This window comes from Bacteroides sp. BFG-637 (assembly GCF_024793605.1).
GTDB classification, from domain to species: Bacteria; Bacteroidota; Bacteroidia; order Bacteroidales; family Bacteroidaceae; genus Bacteroides; species Bacteroides vicugnae.
The window spans coordinates 5,325,056-5,346,630 of record NZ_JANUPD010000002.1 but is presented as its reverse complement, the minus strand read 5'-3'; the positions used below and the strand labels follow the sequence as shown (position 1 = coordinate 5,346,630).

Sequence of the window (21,575 nt, the reverse complement as noted above, 5' to 3'; positions counted from 1 at the left end):
CATTTATTGTTGGAGTTATATGTATTGCTTAGATTTCCTAGTATTTACTATAATATTGGTCGCCTTAATACGTGTTTTTTGAAAAAAGAAAAATAGTATTTAGTATAGATATGTGATTAGTGTATAAATGGTCTGTAAATATTGTATGGAAATATGAAAATAATTGCGTCGATAGTGCTATATAATCCTGATATTGAGCGGCTATCTCTAAATATTAAGGCTATATTACCACAGGTTAGCGAGTTGATAATTGTAAATAATGGATCAAAGAATTTCGGAGAAGTGATAGATATGACGAAGGAGTATACAGGATATTTCTTTCATTGACAATGAAGAAAATTTGGGTATTGCGACGGCTTTGAATCAAGCTGCAGTATTTGCTCAAAAGAATGATTATAACTGGATTATTACGTTAGATCAAGATTCTGTGGCTCCTGAAAATTTAGTGTCCGTATATTCTTCGTTTGTTAATGAAAAAAAAATAGGTATCGTTTGTTGTAAAATTATAGACCGTAATTTTGGTGAGCGGCAAATGCAAAAATGAAACACGAGGTAGAGGAAGTTCCAATGTGTATAACTTCTGCTTCAATGATGAATCTTGAGGCATGGAAATCGATAGGTGGATTTCCTGATGACTTTTTTATTGATTCAGTAGATTTTGATATATGCCTTTCTATGCGAGAATGTGGTTATAAAATTATTCGTACCAATGATACAGCCTTGTTACATGAAGTGGGGCATAGCGAACTACGATATTTGTTTGGTAAAGAATACCAGATTTATCATCATTCACCGTTGCGTTATTATTATATGATTCGCAATGGAATATATTTAGGAAAGCGTCATCATTTTGTTATGAGAGCTGTTTATCGCTCTTTACGGTTATTTATGCTAGTTATGCTATTTGAAAATAATAAAATAACAAAAGCTAAGATGATCGGTTTAGGATATTGGCATACATTAATTGGGAGATATGGAAAATTATAGCGTTAAAATTTCTGTTATAATGCCAGTTTATAATTCTGGTGAGTATTTGAAGACTGCAGTTGAAAGTATTCTTTCACAAAGTTTACGAGAAATCGAATTGATTCTTGTGGATGATGGATCTACAGATGGAAGTTCTGAACGTTGTGATGAGTTTGCTACAAGTGATGAAAGAGTGAAAGTTATTCATCAAAAGAATGCTGGAATTTGTGCTGCCCGTAATGTCGCTTTACGGATTGCTAAAGGAGAATATCTAGCCTTTTCTGATCATGATGATGAATATTTGCCTGGATTATTAGAAGATAGTTTGAATTTTGCTTTAGAAAATCATTTAGATATTGTGAAATATGGACATAATGTGGTTAAAATAAGAGGAAGAAAGCTAATTGAATCACGTGCTGTTCATTTTGAAACGAAAGAATATTATAAAGAATGCGTGGGTGATAATTACATAAAATTGTTTTTGCAAGGAGCTCTGACTTGTGTTTGGGATGGTATATATAGAAGACATTTTATTATAAGTAAAAATATTCAATTTGATACATTTTTTACATCAGGTGGTGAAGATGTTGACTTTATGGGAAAAATAATATCTTGTCAACCTAATTTAGGCACTTTATCTAAGGTTTTTTATAATCATTATATAAGGTTAGGTTTTTTCTACATCGACAAAGTTTAATGAAAACAAAATATTATCTTCCCTATCTTTCCCCCGTAGATTTTTTCAATATCTGACACCGTATGATTTTCGAAAAATAGTTGATGACAATTCTCTTTTATATGTAAAATTGTTAATGTATGAGACAGTGGGAAATGCAATTAATATACTGAATAGTTCTCAATGTCCTTATAATTTTAAAAAGAAGAGAGAACTTCTGGATTTGATTTATGTTGACAAATATATAGATCATTCTTTTTTAAATGTTCAAACTATGATTTGTTAAAAAATAGTTTTAGTTATGGCATACTGTATTTCTTGTTCAAACGCAGAATGTATCATTTCTGTTTTGCTTTATATACAATAAGAAGCATATCTGGAAAATTCTAAATTATTTAATTCTGCATGAAAACTAAAAGAATAACGATAATTACGCTTCAAAATGTACGTAACTATGGTTCTGTACTTCAGGCTATAGCTACGCAACATATTTTTGAAGAAATGGGATGTGAGGTAGATTTTATAAATTATGTTCGTAGAGATTTTTCTTCGACAAAAGAAAGAATAAGGACCTGGTGTAGAGATATGGGAGGGGTAAAGAGATTTGTTATAGGATTCTTACTTTTCCCAACATTTGAAAGACAAAATAAGTTGTTTTCTAAGTTTTTGAAGCGAAACTTAAATGTACAAGATAAAATATATTGCACTGAAGAGGATTTTAAATCATTTCCAATAAAATCAGATATTTATTGTACAGGCAGTGATCAGACATGGAACTCTAATTGGAATCATGGTGTCTTATCCCCTTTATTTCTTAGTTTTGTGCCTGATCATGTGAGAAAAAATATCATATGCTGCAAGTATTGGAAAAACGAAACTGGATGAAGATGAGTTAGAGGCTACTCGTGATTTTTTAAGACGATACAGTGCCATTTCTGTGCGAGAGGAAAGTGCTAAAGAAATAATAGAAAATCAGTTAGGGTTATCATCTGTAACTCATGTTTTAGATCCAACACTTCAGGTAAATAGAGAATTTTGGATGAAATTTGTAGGGGGTGTCCAAATATAAAGAACCTTATGTTTTAATATATCAGTTGAATTCGAATTCTCAGTTTGACATTTATGCCAAAGAGTATGCTAAACGTAAAGGGTGTAAGTTAGTCCGTTTCTGTACTCGCTATGATCAGATCTTTAAATGTGGTCATGCAGAGTTAGTGCCAAAAATTACAGATTTTGTTCGATTAATAGCATATGCAGATACAGTCATTACAGATTCATTTCATGCTACAGCGTTTAGTATTAATATGAATACAAATTTTATTTCTATATATCCATCTGAATTTGAAGGGCGTTTAGCTAGTATTTTAAAGCTGGTAGGTTTAGAAAGTAGACATTTGATCGACTATAGTGATTTCTCTTTTGTAAATCAAACTCTAAAAGATTTTACTCATGCTAATTCTATTCTTGATGTGGAGCGTGAAAATGGGTATAATTTTTTGAGAAAAGCAATAGGATAAAGAATGATTATTACTGATTTTTGTACAGGATGCAGGGCCTGTGAACAACTTTGCCCTACACATTGTATTTATGTAGAGCCAGATGAAGAAGGCTTTATTGTTGCTAAAATAGATGAAAATGCTTGTGTGGAATGTGGTGTGTGTGTGAAAAGATGTCCTCAAAACAACCCTCCTGAAAAAAATGTTCCAATTCGCGTCGTTGGTATTAGATATAAGGATAATGATGTGTTAAAAGAAAGTGCATCGGGTGGGGTATTTATAGCGTTGGCAAGTAGAGTGTTAGATGAAGGGGGAATTGCAGTAGGGGCTGCTTATTTAGACGATTGGAAAGTAGGACATATAATAGTGAATGATAAAGCATTTTTATATAAACTACAAAGCTCAAAGTATGTTCAAAGTGATACTTTTCGTACTTTTTCCGAAGTTAAGGAATATCTAGTTAAAGGGAGGAAAGTGTTATATAGTGGAACTCCTTGTCAAATAGAGGGACTGTATTCATATTTGAGAAAGGATTATGATAATTTGTTTACAATAGATTTGATTTGTCATGGCGTGCCCAGCCCTAAACTATTTCAGAAATATATTAAATGGTTGGAAACGAAGAACCGTGGAGTTATTTTGTATTATAATTTTCGAGATAAGAGTTCGGGATGGGGATTAGGATATAAAACAAAGACTAAAACGAAAATTATAACTAAATCTGCAGCTCTTGATCCTTATTATTATCATTTTTTGAAAGGTGATATTTATCGTGAATGTTGTTATCGCTGCAATTATTGTACTCGTGATCGAGTGGGAGATATTACGATAGGAGATTATTGGGGAATTGAGAAAGAACATCCAGAATTTTACTCTACTAAAGGAGTTTCATTGGCATTAATAAATACTCCAAAAGGTATGAATGCTCTAAGTGATGCAGAGGAATTGTTTTATATACAGGAAAGCACCTTCGAAAGAGCGGTAAAGGCGAATCATAATCTTTCACGTCCAACAGAACGAAGTAGTATGAGAGATACTATTTATTTGCGTATGAATGAGTTGACTGTAGAAGAGCTTTTGAGAAAGAACTTAAATATCCGTTTAATCTGATGACTGCCTTAAAAGGTATATTCCCTGTATGGTTGAAATTACTTTTAAAGAAAATGAAATAAGAATGAAGAATGAGAATCCTTTAATTTCGGTTATAATACCTTGTTATAGGGTTGAAGAATATCTTCCCAAATGCATAAATAGTATTATAAAGCAAACCTATGGAAATCTTGAAATATTTTTGGTAGATGATGGAAGTCCTGATAATTGTGGGTTAATTTGTGATGAATATGCAAAAAAAGATGCACGTATTAAAGTCATTCACAAAAAAAATGGTGGTTTAAGTGATGCTCGAAATGTTGCAATAGATATTGCAAAGGGGGAATATATAACGTTTGTTGATAGTGATGATTATGTTACTGATGATTATGTGGAATCTCTTTATAAATTGCTGGTAGAGAATAATGCTCAAATGTCCATTACTCGGTGCATTCCATTTTTAGAAGGGACATTCCCTGTAAATACGAAACAAACTAGAATAACCAAAGTTTTTAATACCAATGATGCTCTCATCTGCTTATTTTATCAAAAGTATTTTGATAATGCTGCATGGGCGAAGATGTATCACTGTTCTCTTTTTAGAAGTGGCATTCGTTATCCTAAAGGATGGCTTTATGAAGATCTGCCTACTACTTACAAATTGGTGATGTTATCTAATAAGATTGCATTCAGTAATTATGAAAATTACTATTATTTATTGAGAAGAGATAGCATTGAGGGAGCGCCTTTTAAACCACAGAAATATGAATTTTGTGTAAGAATAATTCGTCAACTGGAAGAGCATAAGAAGCAAATGCTGCCTGATATACAAAAAAGTGTGGATTGCAGAATTGTAAGTTTTGCATTTCATATCTTAATGGAAGTGCCAAAGGAACAAATAGAAATGCGTAAGAGTCTTTTTCGTATAGTAAAGGAATACAGAACTAGGGTATTATTTGATGGTTGTGCTAGGAAAAAAACTAGGATAGCCTGCTTATTATCATTTGGAGGTGTCTTTTGGGTGAGATTAATAGCAAATTATGGCAAATCAAGGAAGTAAGATGTCTTAACTTTTGTGTAAGGTTATTTGGGAGAATGAACGGGCGTATTAATATTTTATTTATCAATAGCTATTCTTGTTTGATAATGTTCAATGTCGCTATTTTGAAGAGGAATGGTTGGTTTATTTGAACGAATATTCTAATCTAAAAACTTAATAAAATAAAGTTTTATGAATATATTATTTATAGGTGGGGCCGGTTTTATTGGTTCTAGCTTGGTGAAGCGTTTTGTTTCTGATAAAAAACATCAGGTTTTTTATTCTAGAACCAGAATCTGCCAATATATCAAGACTGGGTAGTTATGATTTAACAGTTTTCAGAAATTCGTTGAGTAATATCAATGGAGTGAAAAATATTCTATTAGCCAATAAAATAGAAGTTGTAGTGCATTTAGTATCAACATTGATTCCTGGAAGTACCTATAGTGATTATATTAATGAATTTAAGAATGTAATATTTCCTTCGATTGAATTGATGGAGTTTTGTGCTAATGAAAATATAAAGTTTGTCTATTTTTCTTCGGGAGGGACAATCTATGGTAACAGAACAACTCTCCAGCCTTTTGTAGAAACTGATAGTATGGAACCTATATCCTATTATGGGTGGTCTAAACAAATGATGGAAAATAGTATTTTGTTTAAAAATAGAACGCAAGGACTAAAATATCTCATTATTAGACCCTCTAATCCTTATGGGCATGGACAAAATTTACATGGAAAACAAGGATTGGTGGCAGTGGCGATTGGTAAGATTATAGAGAATAAATCGGTGGAAGTATGGGGAGATGGTTCTGCTATTCGTGACTACATTTATATAGAAGATCTTGCTAATGCTTTTTATCAACTGATAAGTAAAGATGTTTGTAATGAGACAATCAATTTGGGAAGTGGTAGAGGGTATTCTGTGAATGATGTACTTGCTTTTTAAAAATTATTTCAAAAGTGGACTTTAAAATTGAATATAAAAACGCACGTCCTGTAGATGTCTCCAATATGGTTCTGGATATAAAGAAAATGACACAGTTTACAGATGTTATTTTAACGCCAATGTTGGATGGTATCTCTTCATTTTATCATGAATCGATAAAGAAATAATAATATGCAAAGAATAGCTATAATAGCCGGCGTATTGCACTCTGGTGGTAAACGTAATCTGATAATGGAGTACTATCGTCATATTGATCGTACAAAAGTGCAATTTGACTTTATCTGTGACTCGGATTCGAATGGAATCCCTGAAGAGGAAATTAGAGCATTGGGAGGAAGGGTTTATAAAGTGGCGCCTTACAAGAATATTGTTCCTCATTTAAAAGAAACATACAAGATTCTTAAAAAGAATCGGTATGAAGTGATGCATGCTTTTGATAATACACTCAATATATTTCCAATGTTTTTAGGTTGGATCGCTGGAGTTAAAGTGAGAATATCAGAGAGCATATCAAAAGGTGATAAAAATGAAAAAAAACACTTATAAAATATGCCTTGCGGCCTTTCTCTCATTGGTTTACAAATTGCTATATGGCTAACTCTATTGATTGTGGAATTTGGCAGTTTGGTAAAAAGACTTACGATAAGGGGGAGGGTAAGTATCTTTAAAACTGTAATTGATGCGGATGCCAATGCTTTTAATGCCAAGCTTAGAGAAAATACTCGAAAGAAGTTTGGATGGGAGAATAAAGTGGTATATGGTTTTATTGGTAGATATGTTCCGCAGAAGAATCCACTTTTCTTAATTGACATCTTCAATGAGATTGCAAAAAAACAAGAAAACGCAATCTTGGTTATGATTGGATTTGGAGAATTGGAAAATGAGATGCATGATAAAATTCAGAATTATGGAATAATTAACAGGGTTATAGATTTAGGACGCAGAGACGATATAAAACAGTTTTATAATGCTTTTGATGCTTTTCTGTTACCTAGTTTGTATGAGGGAATGCCTGTTGTTGGGATAGAGGCACAATGTGCAGGTCTTCCTATCTTTTTTTCTAAAAATATCACTGAAGAAACAACGGCATCGGAACTTGCGCATTACATCGGATTAGAAGAATCTTCCGATATATGGGCTGATAAAATAGTTGAAGTAATTAACGACTATATGCCTAAGCGTAGAAGTTATGTGGTAGAAGTGAAAAAAAACGGATTTGATTCTTCAAATGAAGCATTAAGGATGCAGGACTTTTATTTTGCAAAAATAAATCGAGTGAACAGGTATGGTGGAAAAAGATGAACGGATGTGAATATTTAGACGCTAACTTTATTAATAGATAGAATTTTGAGTAAAAATTTAAAATATTATTAGTCAATATATAAATGAATAATTTATGCAGGAAGTTCAACGTTTTAACAAAGTCCTAAAATCAAGTGTATTACTGGGTGATCTAATCTTGCTGAATCTACTATTATGGGGGTTAGAAATGGTATTGGGTGACCGTTTCTGGTGTAGAGAATGTGGTTCTGTCTTTCAAGGAATGGCATTGCTATCTTTGTGTTATTTGCTTTGTAATATGCACTCTGGAGTCATCCTTCATCGTCCTGTGGTGCGTACTGAACAAATAATGTTTCGTGTGTTGCGTAACATGGTTCCTTTTGTCTTGCTTTCAATTTGTGTCTTAACTCTTTTTCATTTTCATTTTTCATATTCTCGCTTTTTTGGGTTATTCTATATTATTCTTATCATAGTAATTATCAGTTATCGTCTTATTTTTCGGCATGCTTTGGAACTTTATCGGAGAAAAGGTAATAATGTTCGTAAGGTTATACTAGTGGGAAGTCATGATAATATGCAGGAACTTTATCATGCAATGACAGATGATCCGACTTCTGGTTATCGTGTATTAGGGTATTTTGAGGATTTCCCCTCTGACCGTTATCCAATAGGAGTACCTTATTTAGGGCAGCCTAAAGAGGTGAGTGTTTATTTAGAAAAATATACAGGTGAAGTGGACCAGCTTTATTGTAGTCTTCCTTCTGCGCGAAGTGCCGAAATACTCCCTGTCATAAACTATTGTGAGAATCATTTAGTACGTTTTTTTAGTGTCCCGAATGTTCGTAATTATCTGAAACGTAGGATGTATTTTGAACTGTTGGGGAATGTCCCGGTATTATCTATTCGGCGTGAACCGCTTGAACTGCTTGAGAATCGAATAGTGAAACGTGTTTTTGATATAGTATGTTCAGGGTTATTTCTTTGTACTGCTTTTCCTTTTATTTATATAATTGTCGGAATAGCTATAAAAATGAGTTCTCCAGGACCGATATTTTTTAAGCAGAAGCGTAGCGGTGAAGACGGTAGAGAATTCTGGTGTTATAAATTCCGGTCTATGAAAGTGAATGCCTTATGTGATACGTTACAGGCTACAGAACATGATCCACGTAAAACGAAGATAGGTGAGATTTTAAGAAAAACGAGTATTGATGAACTACCCCAATTTATAAATGTGTTGAAAGGAGATATGTCTATTGTTGGTCCACGTCCACATATGTTGAAACATACGGTGGAGTATTCTCAATTAATAAACAAGTTTATGGTTCGTCATTTTGTTAAACCGGGTATTACGGGCTGGGCGCAGGTAACGGGCTATCGTGGTGAGACAAAAGAACTTTGGCAGATGGAAGGTCGTGTAATGCGTGATATTTGGTATATTGAGCATTGGACATTCTTATTGGATTTATATATTATGTATAAGACAGTATATAATGCAATCCATGGAGAAAAGACGGCATATTAATATTGAATTTTAGAATTGAGTCGAAATAAGAAAACAAATGAAATGAATTATGAGAATGCTTAACAAAAAAATGTGTTGGATATTATTGCTATTTTTAGTAGCATCATGCCAGTCTTACAAGAAAGTGCCATATATGCAAGATGCGAATGTAGTTAATGAGGTTACACAGCATGAGGGTTTATATGATGCTAAGATTATGCCTAAAGATCTATTAACTATAGTGGTATCTTGTACAAGCCCAGAGTTGGCTGCACCTTTTAACCTGACTGTTGCCAGTCCTTCAAATTTGTCAACTTCTACTACGTTAACTACTACTCAGCCTGTATTACAACCTTATTTAGTAGATAATGAAGGCATGATTTCTTTTCCAGTATTAGGGGAATTGAAATTTGGGGGGCTGACTAAAAAAGAAGCAGAACGAATGATTGTTGACAAATTGAAGCCATATATTACAGAAACTCCAATCGTTACAGTGCGTATGGTAAATTATAAAATATCAGTGATTGGAGAAGTTACTCGTCCAGGTACATTCACTATTTCTAATGAAAAGGTTAATTTATTAGAAGCTCTTGCAATGGCAGGTGATATGACTGTTTATGGACTTCGTGACAATGTAAGACTCATTCGTGAAGATTCGAATGGGAAACAACAAATAATCACTTTAGATTTAAACAAAGCCGAGACGATTCTTTCTCCTTATTATTGGTTACAGCAGAATGATATTATTTATGTGACTCCGAATAAAGCCAAAGCTCGTAACTCTGATATTGGTAATAGTACTAGTTTATGGTTTTCTGCGACTTCAATTTTGGTATCACTTGCCAGTTTATTGTTTAATATCTTAAAGTAATATCTTGAGAGATGAAAGAAGAAAAAATATATAGTGTGGAACAGGAAGCAAATGAAAACAAAATAGATTTTCGGGAAATTCTGTTTAAATATTTGATTCATTGGCCTTGGCTTGTAGGTACAGTTGTTGTCTTTTTGCTAGGAGCATGGCTATATTTACGTATGGCTACTCCGGTATATAATATATCTGCTACAGTTTTGATAAAAGATGATAAGAAAGGAGGAGGAGTGGGTATGGCATCAGAATTGGAAAATTTAGGTTTAGATGGTCTTGTTACTTCTTCTCAAAATATCGATAATGAGATAGAAGTGCTTCGATCTAAAACTATTGCTAAAGAAGTAGTTGTAGATTTAAATCTATATGTATCTTATACAGATGAAGATGAATTTCCCGCAAAGGACATGTATAAGACATCTCCAATACAAGTTAGTCTGATTCCTCAAGAAGCGGAATTATTAGATAAAACAATGATTGTAGAGATGGCTTTACAACCGCAGGGAAGTCTGGATATAAATGTAAAGGTAGGAGATGATAAATATCAGAAGCATTTTGATAAGTTGCCAGCTGTTTTCCCTACTGAAAGAGGAACATTAGCTTTTTTCATGAGTCCCGATTCTTTGATTTCTAAGGGAACTGAAGATGTTGATTCGGAGAAAAAAGTTCGTAATATAACAGCGACTATAAATAATCCCTTGCATGTAGCAAGATGGTATTGTAAAAACATGACTATTGAGCCTACTTCCAAAACAACTTCTGTTGCAGTAATATCATTGAAGAATTCCAGTCTGCGGCGTGGGCAAGATTTTATCAATAAACTTTTGGAAATGTATAATATCAATACGAATAATGATAAGAATGAAAAAGCACAAAAGACTGCAGAGTTTATTGATGAACGTATTGGTATTATATCAAAAGAGTTAGGAAGTACTGAAGAAAGTTTGGAGACTTTTAAACGAAATGCTGGTATTACGGATTTGACGAGTGAAGCTCAAATAGCTTTGACAGGAAATGCGGAGTATGAAAAGAAACGTGTAGAGAACCAAACGCAAATCAATTTGGTAGAGGATTTGCGTAGATATATGAGAGGAAATGAATATGAGGTACTTCCTGGTAATATTGGTCTGCAGGATGCCGGACTCGTAGCTCAAATTGATCGTTATAACGAAATGCTGGTAGAACGTAAACGTTTGTTGCGCACTTCTACAGAAAACAATCCTACAATTATAAATCTGGATACAAGTATTCGTGCGATGAAGATGAATGTGGATGTTACTCTTGACCGTACTTTACAGGGACTACTGATAACAAAAACAGATTTGGATCGTGAAGCTAGTCGTTTTTCTCGCCGTATCAATGAGGCTCCGGGACAGGAGCGTCAGTTTGTGAGTATTGCTCGTCAGCAAGAGATCAAGTCTGGATTGTATCTGTTGCTTTTACAGAAACGTGAAGAGAATGCTATTACTTTAGCTGCTACAGCTAACAATGCTAAAATAATTGATGATGCTATTGCTGATGAAATTCCTGTATCACCTAAAGGTAAGATGATTTATTTGATTGCTTTAGTTTTAGGTGTCGGAATTCCTGTAGGTGTCATCTATTTAATCAATTTGACTAAGTTCAAGATTGAAGGTCGTTCTGATGTAGAAAAACTCACAAGTTTACCTATTGTTGGTGATATCCCATTAACCGATGAAAAGCAGGGAGCTATTGCTGTATTTGAGAATCAAAATAACTTGATGAGTGAAACCTTCCGGAATATCCGAACGAATCTTCAGTTTATGCTTGAAAATGATAAGAAGGTGATTTTGGTTACTTCTACAGTCAGCGGTGAGGGTAAATCTTTTATCTCTGCTAACCTTGCTATTAGTCTTTCTTTATTAGGGAAGAAAGTGGTAATTGTAGGTCTTGATATTCGTAAACCGGGTTTGAATAAGGTATTTAATATTCCGAGAAAAGAAGTTGGTATAACTCAATATTTGGCCAATCCGGAAAAGAATTTGATGGATTTGGTACAGCTTTCCGATGTCAGTAAGAATCTCTATATTCTTCCTGGTGGAACAGTTCCTCCTAATCCGACCGAATTGTTGGCCCGTGATGGATTGAATAAAGCGATTGAAACGCTCAAGAAGAATTTTGATTATGTGATTTTGGATACCGCTCCTGTTGGTATGGTAACTGATACTTTGTTGATTGGACGTGTGGCTGATCTATCAGTTTATGTCTGTCGTGCAGACTATACTCACAAGAATGAATATACTTTGATTAACGAACTTGCTGAAAAAGATAAATTACCTAACCTATGTACTGTGATCAATGGTCTGGATTTAAAGAGAAGAAAGTACGGTTATTATTATGGTTATGGTAAATATGGTAAGTACTATGGTTATGGTAAGCGATATGGCTACGGTTATGGATATGGAGAACAATCTCATACCAAGGAAGAGTAAATTCAATATAGCGGTCAATGGGTTTCGATGCAGAATGCATAGGTAAGATTTATTGGTGACCAAGATTTTTTTAAGTTAATAATGTCATAGAGTACTTTTAATACTTTACACAAAAGTGAGATGAAATATGTAGGTCCCTAACTTCATGCTACACACATGAAGTCCCTACATTTTGTGGTCAGGAAATATACGGCGGTGTATTCCTGATCAACGCCCTCATGTCGGTGTAAATCCGATGTGATTTCTATTATATCAACTGTCTGTGAAGATCGTTGATATTTGAAATGATATTATCACTAGATAATATACAACTCAAAACGGGAGATAGCACTTTTGTTGTCTTCCGTTTTTATATTGAATACTTCTTCATAATAAATATTGGTACTTTATTGGGAGCTTACAAATACTCTTATCTTTATTTGCTGTTTTGGACATTTTAGCGTACCTTGCACACCTATTTTAAAGAATATTTTTTAACAGGAGAATAACAGGTATGGATAATCATGTTGTAATAATGGCTGGTGGCATAGGGAGCCGCTTCTGGCCGATGAGCACTCCGGAATGTCCTAAACAATTTATTGATGTAATGGGATGTGGCCGGTCGCTGATTCAGTTGACGGCAGATCGTTTCGACGGTGTTTGCCCTAAAGAAAATATGTGGGTCGTAACTTCTGAAAAATACATTGATATTGTTCGGGAGCAGTTGCCGGAAATTCCGGAAAGTAATATTTTGGCGGAGCCTTGTGCGCGCAATACTGCACCCTGCATTGCTTTTGCTTGCTGGAAGATCAAGAAAAAACATCCGAATGCTAACATTGTAGTAACTCCTTCGGATGCATTAGTCATTGATACGGGAGAATTCCGTAGAGTGATGGAGAAAGCCCTTCGTTTCACAGATGATGGCAGCGCCATTGTAACGATAGGTATCCGGCCAACTCGTCCGGAAACCGGATACGGATATATTGCTGCTGCTGATCAGCTCCAGACAGATAAAGAGATTTACACTGTAGATGCATTTAAGGAAAAACCGGATAAAGAGACTGCCGAAAAGTATCTGGCAGAAGGCAATTTCTTCTGGAATGCGGGAATCTTTGTGTGGAACGTGCGTACTATTACTTCCGTGCTGCGTGTATATGCTCCGGGCATCGCACAAATTTTCGATCGCATTTTCCCCGATTTCTATACAGAGAAAGAAAATGAAACGATCAAGAAGTTATTCCCTACTTGCGAAAGCATTTCTATCGACTATGCAGTGATGGAGAAAGCACAGGAGATTTATGTACTTCCCGCTTCTTTTGGCTGGTCAGATCTGGGTACATGGGGAGCACTTCGCGGTTTGCTTCCACAGGATAAGTCTGGAAATGCAACCGTAGGAACCAATATCCGTTTGTATGAAAGTAAAAATTGTATTGTGCATGCCAGCGAAGAAAAACGAGTACTCATTCAAGGCTTGGATGGATATATCATTGCAGAGAAAGATAACACATTATTGATCTGCAAGCTGGAAGAAGAGCAAAGAATTAAGGAATTCTCGAAATAAAATTTATTTCGAGAATTGATATTCATGTGGTGTCATTCCTGTCATTCGCTTAAAGAACTTCGAGAAAAAAGAAGGATTAGGGAAGTTCAATTCATCAGAAATTTGATAAACAAGCAGATTGCTATGTTTTAGCAATACTTTAGCTTCTAATATAATGGACTGGTTTATCCAGTCCATTACTGTTTGTTGACTGGTTTGGCGGATGATAGTGTTAAGATAGCGGGGAGTGAGACATAGCTTATCCGCATAAAAACTAACATTACGTTCTCTCTTGCTATAAGCATTGACTAAAGAAATGAAACGCTGGAAAATCTCTTCCTGATGTGTCTGGCAGCTCTGTTCTTTTTGATTGCTGTTTTTGACAAGATATTCTATATTGCACAGAATACTGATCAGTAGATATTGAATAGCTTCCCGTCGGAATGTCGGTTCTTGTAATATATTCCATATTAAAGCAAAGTAACTCTTAAACAAGTCGTACTCATGTGAGGTCAGAGATAATATGAGGTTTTTCTGTAACTGTGAAAGATGAGTGAAGAAATTGTCTTTTCCGGCTATAGAAAGAAATTCTGCGTCCATGGCTACCATCTGCATATCAAAATCCGGAGAGACTTCTATAATCTGAAGAATGGAATTCGGAACAATTAATAGTAGCTTGTCCCGCTGAAAGGTTTCTTCTATCAGGTTGATTAATACGCGTGCATATCCCTGTTTGATGACTGCGATGCGTCCTTCTTTGATACGATAAGGCTGGCCCAGTATGATAAGATTGGATTCTAATTGGGCGAAGCTATTTACGAATCCAAAATGCGGAGATATGTAACGGAATTCGTTATGTCGGACGACATCCGGATTTTCTAAGATTTCGAGACCTATATTCAATGGTATTTTCTTTTCCATCTCTATCTGTTTTTTCCGTCAAAGATAATAAAAATCAGCAAATAGCCTTTTATTCTTTCTCTTTATCGAACTATTGGGATATTTTTACTAACTATCGGAATGTGAATGTATCTTTGAAATCTCTATCTTTGTCTTTTGAAGAAATTAAAGAAATGATGTGTATGAAAAGAATGTTTTTCAGTTTCTCCTTTTTATTGTTTGTATCGGGAATAAATGCGCAGATAACGTTGGAAGAATGCCAACGGAAGACGCAGGAAAATTATCCGTTGGTACATCAGTATGGTCTGGTGGAGAAAACAAAGGAATATAATCTTGAGAATGCGGCAAAAGGATATTTGCCACAGCTTGCCCTTTCGGCTAAAGCTTCTTATCAGAGTGAGGTAACAGAAATTCCGGTGAAGCTCCCCGGAGTGGATTTGAAAGGACTGCCAAAAGATCAGTATCAGGTGATGTTGGAGTTACAACAGAAAATCTGGGATGGCGGAGGAATCCGGATGCAGAAGAAACAAACGACTGCGGAAGCGGAGATAGAGAAAGAAAAGCTGAATGTGGATATGTATGCGCTGAATAGTCGTGTAAATGACCTTTATTTTGGAATTCTTTTGTTGGATGAGCAGTTGAAACAGAATGCATTGTTGCAAGATGAACTGGAGAGAAATTATCGCCAGATTGCTGCCTACGTAGAAAATGGCATTGCCAATCAGGCCGATTTGGATGCTGTGAAAGTGGAACAGCTGAACACAAAGCAGAAAAGAGTAGAACTGGTTTCATCGCGTATGGCATATTTGAAGATGCTTTCACTTCTGGTAGGAGAGAAGTTGCCACAGGAAACGGTTTTGGAGAAACCTGTTCCTCAAGATGAGGTTTCGGCTGTCAGTGAGATTCGTCGCCCGGAATTGTCTTTGTTTAATGCGCAAGGAGTCGGATTACAAGTACAGGAGAAAGCTTTGAATGTGCGTCATCTTCCACAGTTCGGATTGTTTGTGCAGGGAGCCTATGGAAACCCCGGACTGAATATGCTGAAAAATGAATTTTCTCCTTACTATATTGCGGGTGTTCGCCTTTCATGGAATTTCGGTAGTTTATACACCTTGAAGAATGACCGGAAGGTAATTGAAAATAAACGCCGGCAATTGGATAATAACCGGGATGTATTTCTTTTTAATACAAGATTGGAGATGACACAACAGGATCAGGCTATCCAATCATTGGAAAAGCAAATGCAGGATGATGATGAGATTATCCGTTTGCGTACCAATATTCGTAAATCGGCAGAAGCCAAAGTGGCGAATGGAACATTGACGGTGACCGAGATGCTTCGGGAATTGACCAATGAGAGTTTGGCACGTCAGTCGAAAGCGTTGCATGAAATTCAACGGTTAATGGGAATTTATCAATTGAAATATACTACGAATGATTAATATAACTTCTTTAGATATGGAACGAATGACAAAAATAGGAATGTATGGAGTGGCATTGATAATGTTGGCTGCTTGTGGTAAGGGAATACCCAGCTATGATGCAACCGGTACGTTTGAAGCCACGGAAGTGATAGTCTCTGCCGAAGCTGCCGGAAAGTTGTTGCGACTGGAGGTAGAAGAGGGGACAAGGCTGAAAGCAGGTGAGGAGATTGGACTGGTGGATACGGTGCAATTGTATTTGAAGAAATTACAACTGGAGGCCAGTATGAAATCTGTGGAAAGCCAACGTCCGGATCTTGCTAAACAGATAGCTGCTACCAAACAGCAAATAGCAACGGCTGAACGTGAAAAGAAACGCGTGGAAAACCTGCTTGCTGCTGGAGCGGCGAATCAGAAACAGTTGGACGACTGGGATGCACAAGTCAAATTGCTTGAAAGGCAGCTTGTCGCACAGGAATCATCATTGCAGAATAGTACAAATAGCCTGATAGAACAAGGAAATTCGGTTGCCATACAGGTTGCACAGATGGAGGATCAGTTAGCTAAATGTCATGTCCAGTCGCCTATCGAAGGTACAGTATTGGCAAAATATGCAGAAGCCGGTGAATTGGCGGCGATAGGCAAACCTTTGTTTAAAGTGGCTGAAGTGGATCGCATGTATTTGAGGGCTTACATTACCTCCGAACAGTTGTCGCAAGTGAAATTGGGAGATAAGGTAACTGTGTATGCTGATTATGGAAACTCGGAGCAGAAAGCTTATCCGGGGGTAGTGACATGGATTTCCGACCGTTCAGAGTTCACTCCCAAAACGATTTTGACGAAAAACGAACGTGCTAATCTGGTATATGCAGTGAAAATTGCCGTGAAGAATGACGGAGCATTGAAGATTGGTATGTACGGAGGAGTGACATTGAAAAATTAATGATTAAAAATTAAACGCAAGGGAATGGCAAAGGGAGAACCCATAGTGGTTGTGAAAGAAGTCGGCAAGAACTATGGAAAGGTGGAAGCGCTGAAAGAAGTTTCTTTCGTTGTGGAACGGGGAGAAATCTTTGGCCTGATAGGGCCTGACGGTGCCGGTAAGAGTACCTTATTCCGTATTCTGACTACTTTGTTGCTGGCGGATAAAGGAACGGCCATGGTTACCGGACTGGATGTGGTAGCGGATTATAAACAGATTCGTACGAAAGTGGGATATATGCCCGGTCGTTTTTCACTTTACCAGGATCTTTCGGTAGAAGAGAATCTGGAGTTTTTTGCTACCGTGTTCCATACGACAGTTCAAGAGAATTATGATTTAATTAAAGATATCTATCAACAGATAGAACCGTTCAGGAAAAGAAGGGCAGGAGCTTTGTCGGGTGGTATGGAAGCAGAAACTGGCATTGAGCTGCGCTTTGATTCATAAACCGGATATTTTATTTCTGGATGAACCCACTACCGGAGTGGATCCTGTGTCACGTAAGGAATTCTGGCAAATGCTCCGAAATTTACGTGAACAGGGTATTACCATTGTCGTTTCTACTCCCATTATGGATGAGGCTCGGCAATGTGACCGGATTGCTTTCATCAATCATGGACAGATTCATGGCATTGATACTCCCGAACGTATTCTTCATCAATTTGCGTCTATCCTTTGCCCTCCTTCCTTGGAGCGGGAGGAAGTGAAGCATGAAGTAGCTCCGGTCATTGAAGTGAAGCAGTTGACAAAGTGTTTTGGAGATTTTACCGCAGTAGATCATATCTCCTTTCAGGTGAACCGGGGCGAGATATTTGGCTTTCTGGGTGCTAATGGAGCAGGAAAGACGACAGCTATGCGTATGCTTTGCGGATTAAGTAAACCGACATCAGGCATCGGAAAGGTGGCAGGATATGACATTTACCGGGAGGCCGAACAAGTAAAGAAAAATATCGGCTATATGAGCCAAAAGTTTTCGCTATATGAAGATCTGAAAGTGTGGGAGAATATCCGTCTGTTTGCCGGAATTTATGGCATGAAGGAACAGGAGATAGAACGGAAGACAGAAGAATTGTTGGATCGTTTGGAGCTTACAGCCGAACGGGATACTCTGGTGAAGAGCCTTCCGGTGGGATGGAAACAGAAATTGGCTTTTTCAGTATCAATATTCCATGAACCGAGAATCGTTTTTCTGGATGAGCCGACCGGCGGAGTAGACCCTGCTACGAGAAGGCAGTTCTGGGAATTGATCTATCAGGCAGCCGATCAGGGTATTACCGTATTTGTCACTACCCATTATATGGATGAAGCGGAATATTGCAACCGGATATCTATCATGGTAGACGGTCAGATAAAAGCACTTGATACACCTGCCCGTCTGAAACAACAATTCGGTGCGGAAACGATGGATGACGTTTTTCAGAAATTAGCCCGCGGTGCGGTGCGCAAAGCAGATTGATTATGAGACAGTTTATAGCTTTTATAAAGAAAGAGTTTTATCATATTTTCCGTGACCGGCGAACGATGCTGATTTTGTTGGGGATGCCGGTCGTGCAAATTATTTTATTCGGTTTTGCTATCACTACGGAAGTGAAAAATGTTCGGTTGGCGGTACTCGATCCTTCGAATGATGTGGCAACACGAAAAATAATTGATCGTTTGGATGCCAGTGAATACTTCACCGTTACTGCACGTTTTCATTCGCCCCAGGAAATGGAAGCTGCTTTCTTAAAGAATGAAATTGATATGGCGATTGTCTTTAGCGAACGGTTTGCGGATGATCTCTATACGGGTGATGCTCGTGTACAGCTGATAGTAGATGCAACAGATCCCAATATGTCGACTTCGCAAGTTAATTATGCGACAGGAATCGTTTCTATGGTAGGCCAGGAGATGATTCCTCCGAATATGTCGGCTGCCCGCCTGACTCCTGATATCAAATTGCTCTACAACCCGCAGATGAAGAGTGCTTATAACTTTGTTCCGGGAGTGATGGGCTTGATTCTGATGCTGATTTGCGCCATGATGACCTCGATTTCCATTGTTCGTGAGAAAGAAACAGGCACGATGGAAGTATTATTAGTTTCACCTGTGAAGCCGCTATTTATTATTTTGGCAAAGGCTGTACCTTATTTTGTGCTGTCGTTCGTCAATCTGATAACGATCCTTTTGCTTTCGGTCTTTGTATTGGATGTTCCGGTGGTAGGAAGTTTGTTCTGGTTAATCACGGTATCTTTGCTGTTTATCTTCGTATCCTTGGCATTGGGCTTATTGATTTCATCAGTCACACGTACACAGGTTGCCGCCATGCTGGTTTCCGGATTGATGCTGATGATGCCCACGATGCTTCTATCGGGTATGATTTTCCCTATAGAGAGTATGCCGGTGATACTTCAATGGATTTCGGATATACTTCCAGCACGTTGGTATATACAGGCTGTGCGTAAACTGATGATTGAAGGAGTACCAGTTGCATTGGTGTATAAAGAGATTGGTATCTTGTTATTGATGGCGGCGGTACTTATTACGATCAGTATCAAGAAATTTAAGTATAGATTGGAATAATATGTCGATATGCCAATTGATTGTATGAATATTATACAAGTGTGCTAATGGGCAGATTGATAAATGGAAGAATTATTTATGATAAAGTTCCTGATAGAAAAAGAGTTTAAACAATTGCTTCGCAATTCGTTTCTTCCGAAATTGATTCTTGTATTTCCATGCATGATTATGCTGCTGATGCCTTGGGCGGTAAATCTGGAAATCAAGAATATACAGCTGAATATTGTGGATAATGACCATTCGGCTGTTTCACAACGTTTAGTCAATAAGATTGCCGCCTCTACCTATTTCCGTCTGGTGGAAGTGCCGGCTTCGTATGAAGAAGGCCTACGGAATATTGAAATTGGAACGGCGGATATTGTGATGGAAATTCCGAGGCGTCTGGAACGGGATTGGATGAATGGAGAAGATGCCCACATACTGATAGCAGCCAATGCCGTGAATGGAACAAAAGGAGGGCTGGGGAGTTCGTATCTATCTTCTATTGTTAATGATTATGCAGCCGAACTGCGTTCTGAATATCCTGCAACTGCTACAGTCTCCGGTGCTTTCCCTTCGATAGGCATTGATACGCAAGGGGTGTTTAATCCGAATCTGAATTATAAACTCTATATGATTCCGGCATTGATGGTCATGTTATTGACTTTGATTTGTGGCTTCTTGCCTGCATTGAATATAGTTAGTGAGAAGGAAGTAGGAACAATCGAGCAGATTAATGTGACTCCGGTTTCGAAATTTGTCTTTATTTTGGCAAAGCTCTTGCCTTACTGGTTGATTGGTTTTGTCGTGCTGACTGTATGTTTCATATTAGCTTGGTTAATTTATGGCATAGTGCCAGTCGGTCATTTTCTATTGATTTACTTTTTCGCAGTTCTTTTCGTTTTGGTAATGTCCGGTTTCGGACTTGTTATTTCCAACTACTCGGCAACGATGCAACAATCTATGTTTGTTATGTGGTTCTGTTTGTTGGTTGTAATTTTGATGAGTGGTTTGTTTACTCCTATTAGCAGTATGCCGGAATGGGCTCAAATAATTACCAGGCTCAATCCTTTGAGGTATTTTATGGAAGTGATGCGAATGGTGTATTTGAAGGGGAGTGGTTTCTTTGATTTACTGCCGCAGTTTGGAGTATTGTTGTTTTTTGCAGTAGTGTTTAATAGTTGGGCAGTGATTAGTTATCGGAAGAATAACTAAGGGCGATAAGGAGGCGTTGTCTGCAATAATAATATAAAAACAGCTCGTTTCCCTTTCAGGGAAAGAGCTGTTTTATTACTTCTCATCACCGTTTCCGGTGAACAGCAAGTGGTTACCGTATTACTTTATTTCGATTTGCCGATTTGGCTTCTTCACTTCTTCTTCAGAGAGTTTAGGAAGTTCGATGTTTAAAACGCCATGTTCTACGGATGCAGCAATTTTTTCTTTGTCCACATTGTCCGGTAGAATCATTGTTTGCTGGAACTTAGAGTATGAGAATTCGCGACGCAGATAGCGACCGTCTTTCTTTTCCTCCTTGTTTTCAGTCTTCTTCTCCATGCTGATAACGAGGTTGTTGTCTTCATCAATGCGAACATTGAAATCATCCTTCGTCATACCAGGAGCAGCCAATTCCACTTTGTATTCTTTTTCTGTTTCCAAAACATTAATTGCAGGTGCAGTAGCATTTGCTTTTACCATCCAATCGTTATCAAAGAAATCATTAAAGATACTTGGTAACCAACCTTGAGTTCTTCTAACAGGCATCATAATTTTAGTCTCCTATCTTTAAGTTAAACATTCAATTAATAAATCTTGAACTTCGGCGTTTTCACTTCCGATGGTATCGGTTATCCCGCCTTCCATCGTCCGCTCTCGAACCGTTGTTCGCTTCTATAAATGC

Annotated in this window: 19 protein-coding genes and 2 pseudogenes; 19 read left to right on the top strand and 2 right to left on the bottom strand. The window is 37.0% G+C overall.

The window, feature by feature from the left end:
* Positions 1-304 precede the first annotated feature (304 nt).
* The 14 genes and pseudogenes from NXX38_RS21030 to NXX38_RS20965 all read left to right on the top strand — a co-directional run bounded on the left by NXX38_RS21030 (position 305) and on the right by NXX38_RS20965 (position 13,855).
* Complete coding sequence (locus NXX38_RS21030; protein ID WP_309600948.1) at positions 305-544, top strand: glycosyltransferase; 240 nt, start codon at positions 305-307, stop codon at positions 542-544.
* 44 nt (positions 545-588) lie between these two features.
* Positions 589-987: a hypothetical protein gene (locus tag NXX38_RS21025; protein WP_409013812.1), complete on the top strand. Its 399-nt coding sequence runs from the start codon at positions 589-591 to the stop codon at positions 985-987.
* Complete coding sequence (locus NXX38_RS21020) at positions 974-1,663, top strand: glycosyltransferase (RefSeq protein WP_258981013.1); 690 nt, start codon at positions 974-976, stop codon at positions 1,661-1,663. Before NXX38_RS21025 ends, NXX38_RS21020 begins: the two co-directional genes overlap by 14 nt.
* Before the next feature lie 384 nt (positions 1,664-2,047).
* A pseudogene (locus NXX38_RS21015) lies at positions 2,048-2,711 on the top strand (polysaccharide pyruvyl transferase family protein).
* The gene (locus NXX38_RS21010) at positions 2,698-3,159 is read left to right on the top strand and encodes a polysaccharide pyruvyl transferase family protein (RefSeq protein WP_258981009.1); all 462 of its coding nucleotides are present in this window, start codon (positions 2,698-2,700) and stop codon (positions 3,157-3,159) included. Before NXX38_RS21015 ends, NXX38_RS21010 begins: the two are co-directional and overlap by 14 nt.
* Positions 3,160-3,162: 3 nt before the next feature.
* Positions 3,163-4,248, top strand: coding sequence for a Coenzyme F420 hydrogenase/dehydrogenase, beta subunit C-terminal domain (locus tag NXX38_RS21005; RefSeq protein ID WP_258981003.1), 1,086 nt, complete (start codon positions 3,163-3,165; stop codon positions 4,246-4,248).
* Between the two features lie 28 nt (positions 4,249-4,276).
* Positions 4,277-5,287 carry a glycosyltransferase family 2 protein gene (locus NXX38_RS21000; protein ID WP_258981001.1) on the top strand — a complete coding sequence of 337 codons (1,011 nt, stop codon included), beginning with the start codon at positions 4,277-4,279 and terminating at the stop codon, positions 5,285-5,287.
* Between the two features lie 346 nt (positions 5,288-5,633).
* The gene (locus NXX38_RS20995) at positions 5,634-6,215 is read left to right on the top strand and encodes an NAD-dependent epimerase/dehydratase family protein (protein ID WP_258980998.1); all 582 of its coding nucleotides are present in this window, start codon (positions 5,634-5,636) and stop codon (positions 6,213-6,215) included.
* A gap of 171 nt (positions 6,216-6,386) precedes the next feature.
* Complete coding sequence (locus NXX38_RS20990; protein ID WP_258980996.1) at positions 6,387-6,761, top strand: hypothetical protein; 375 nt, start codon at positions 6,387-6,389, stop codon at positions 6,759-6,761.
* Between the two features lie 3 nt (positions 6,762-6,764).
* The gene (locus NXX38_RS20985) at positions 6,765-7,517 is read left to right on the top strand and encodes a glycosyltransferase (protein ID WP_258980994.1); all 753 of its coding nucleotides are present in this window, start codon (positions 6,765-6,767) and stop codon (positions 7,515-7,517) included.
* Positions 7,518-7,611: 94 nt separating this feature from the next.
* Positions 7,612-9,018: an undecaprenyl-phosphate glucose phosphotransferase gene (locus tag NXX38_RS20980; protein WP_258980992.1), complete on the top strand. Its 1,407-nt coding sequence runs from the start codon at positions 7,612-7,614 to the stop codon at positions 9,016-9,018.
* 49 nt (positions 9,019-9,067) lie between these two features.
* Positions 9,068-9,868, top strand: coding sequence for a polysaccharide biosynthesis/export family protein (locus tag NXX38_RS20975; RefSeq protein ID WP_258980990.1), 801 nt, complete (start codon positions 9,068-9,070; stop codon positions 9,866-9,868).
* An 11-nt stretch (positions 9,869-9,879) separates the two neighbouring features.
* Positions 9,880-12,315, top strand: a complete 2,436-nt coding sequence (locus tag NXX38_RS20970; RefSeq protein ID WP_258980988.1) for a polysaccharide biosynthesis tyrosine autokinase — start codon at positions 9,880-9,882, stop codon at positions 12,313-12,315.
* Between the two features lie 493 nt (positions 12,316-12,808).
* Positions 12,809-13,855: a mannose-1-phosphate guanylyltransferase gene (locus NXX38_RS20965; RefSeq protein ID WP_258980986.1), complete on the top strand. Its 1,047-nt coding sequence runs from the start codon at positions 12,809-12,811 to the stop codon at positions 13,853-13,855.
* A gap of 3 nt (positions 13,856-13,858) precedes the next feature.
* On the opposite strand, the gene NXX38_RS20960 is transcribed toward NXX38_RS20965, so the two are convergent.
* Complete coding sequence (locus NXX38_RS20960) at positions 13,859-14,755, bottom strand: helix-turn-helix domain-containing protein (RefSeq protein ID WP_148367490.1); 897 nt, start codon at positions 14,753-14,755, stop codon at positions 13,859-13,861.
* A 161-nt stretch (positions 14,756-14,916) separates the two neighbouring features.
* On the opposite strand from NXX38_RS20960, the gene NXX38_RS20955 reads away from it, so the two are divergent.
* The 5 genes and pseudogenes from NXX38_RS20955 to NXX38_RS20935 all read left to right on the top strand — a co-directional run bounded on the left by NXX38_RS20955 (position 14,917) and on the right by NXX38_RS20935 (position 20,893).
* Positions 14,917-16,176 carry a TolC family protein gene (locus tag NXX38_RS20955; RefSeq protein WP_234133513.1) on the top strand — a complete coding sequence of 420 codons (1,260 nt, stop codon included), beginning with the start codon at positions 14,917-14,919 and terminating at the stop codon, positions 16,174-16,176.
* A gap of 16 nt (positions 16,177-16,192) precedes the next feature.
* Entirely contained in the window at positions 16,193-17,098 is a 906-nt protein-coding gene (locus NXX38_RS20950) for an HlyD family secretion protein (protein ID WP_258980982.1), read from the top strand.
* A gap of 24 nt (positions 17,099-17,122) precedes the next feature.
* Positions 17,123-18,593, top strand: a pseudogene (locus NXX38_RS20945) (ATP-binding cassette domain-containing protein).
* 2 nt (positions 18,594-18,595) lie between these two features.
* Positions 18,596-19,699 (top strand): ABC transporter permease, encoded by a 1,104-nt coding sequence (locus NXX38_RS20940; RefSeq protein WP_258980980.1) that lies wholly within the window; start codon positions 18,596-18,598, stop codon positions 19,697-19,699.
* Positions 19,700-19,777: 78 nt separating this feature from the next.
* Positions 19,778-20,893 (top strand): ABC transporter permease, encoded by a 1,116-nt coding sequence (locus NXX38_RS20935; protein ID WP_258982014.1) that lies wholly within the window; start codon positions 19,778-19,780, stop codon positions 20,891-20,893.
* A 120-nt stretch (positions 20,894-21,013) separates the two neighbouring features.
* Here NXX38_RS20935 and NXX38_RS20930 read toward each other — a convergent pair whose 3' ends face one another.
* On the bottom strand, positions 21,014-21,442 hold the full coding sequence (locus NXX38_RS20930; protein WP_139164968.1) for an Hsp20/alpha crystallin family protein: 429 nt from the start codon (positions 21,440-21,442) through the stop codon (positions 21,014-21,016).
* Positions 21,443-21,575: the final 133 nt, after the last annotated feature.

Excerpts from the sequence above, each read along its gene's own strand:
- NXX38_RS20940 (WP_258980980.1), top strand. The coding sequence starts at position 18,596 with ATGAGACAGTTTATAGCTTTTATAAAGAAAGAGTTTTATCATATTTTC.
- NXX38_RS20935 (WP_258982014.1), top strand. The coding sequence starts at position 19,778 with ATGATAAAGTTCCTGATAGAAAAAGAGTTTAAACAATTGCTTCGCAAT.
- NXX38_RS20975 (WP_258980990.1), top strand. The coding sequence starts at position 9,068 with ATGAGAATGCTTAACAAAAAAATGTGTTGGATATTATTGCTATTTTTA.
- NXX38_RS20960 (WP_148367490.1), bottom strand. The coding sequence starts at position 14,755 with ATGGAAAAGAAAATACCATTGAATATAGGTCTCGAAATCTTAGAAAAT.
- NXX38_RS20990 (WP_258980996.1), top strand. The coding sequence starts at position 6,387 with ATGCAAAGAATAGCTATAATAGCCGGCGTATTGCACTCTGGTGGTAAA.
- NXX38_RS21005 (WP_258981003.1), top strand. The coding sequence starts at position 3,163 with ATGATTATTACTGATTTTTGTACAGGATGCAGGGCCTGTGAACAACTT.
- NXX38_RS20950 (WP_258980982.1), top strand. The coding sequence starts at position 16,193 with ATGGAACGAATGACAAAAATAGGAATGTATGGAGTGGCATTGATAATG.
- NXX38_RS20965 (WP_258980986.1), top strand. The coding sequence starts at position 12,809 with ATGGATAATCATGTTGTAATAATGGCTGGTGGCATAGGGAGCCGCTTC.
- NXX38_RS21020 (WP_258981013.1), top strand. The coding sequence starts at position 974 with ATGGAAAATTATAGCGTTAAAATTTCTGTTATAATGCCAGTTTATAAT.
- NXX38_RS20955 (WP_234133513.1), top strand. The coding sequence starts at position 14,917 with ATGAAAAGAATGTTTTTCAGTTTCTCCTTTTTATTGTTTGTATCGGGA.
- NXX38_RS20930 (WP_139164968.1), bottom strand. The coding sequence starts at position 21,442 with ATGATGCCTGTTAGAAGAACTCAAGGTTGGTTACCAAGTATCTTTAAT.
- NXX38_RS20980 (WP_258980992.1), top strand. The coding sequence starts at position 7,612 with ATGCAGGAAGTTCAACGTTTTAACAAAGTCCTAAAATCAAGTGTATTA.
- NXX38_RS21025 (WP_409013812.1), top strand. The coding sequence starts at position 589 with ATGATGAATCTTGAGGCATGGAAATCGATAGGTGGATTTCCTGATGAC.
- NXX38_RS20985 (WP_258980994.1), top strand. The coding sequence starts at position 6,765 with ATGCCTTGCGGCCTTTCTCTCATTGGTTTACAAATTGCTATATGGCTA.
- NXX38_RS20970 (WP_258980988.1), top strand. The coding sequence starts at position 9,880 with ATGAAAGAAGAAAAAATATATAGTGTGGAACAGGAAGCAAATGAAAAC.
- NXX38_RS21000 (WP_258981001.1), top strand. The coding sequence starts at position 4,277 with ATGGTTGAAATTACTTTTAAAGAAAATGAAATAAGAATGAAGAATGAG.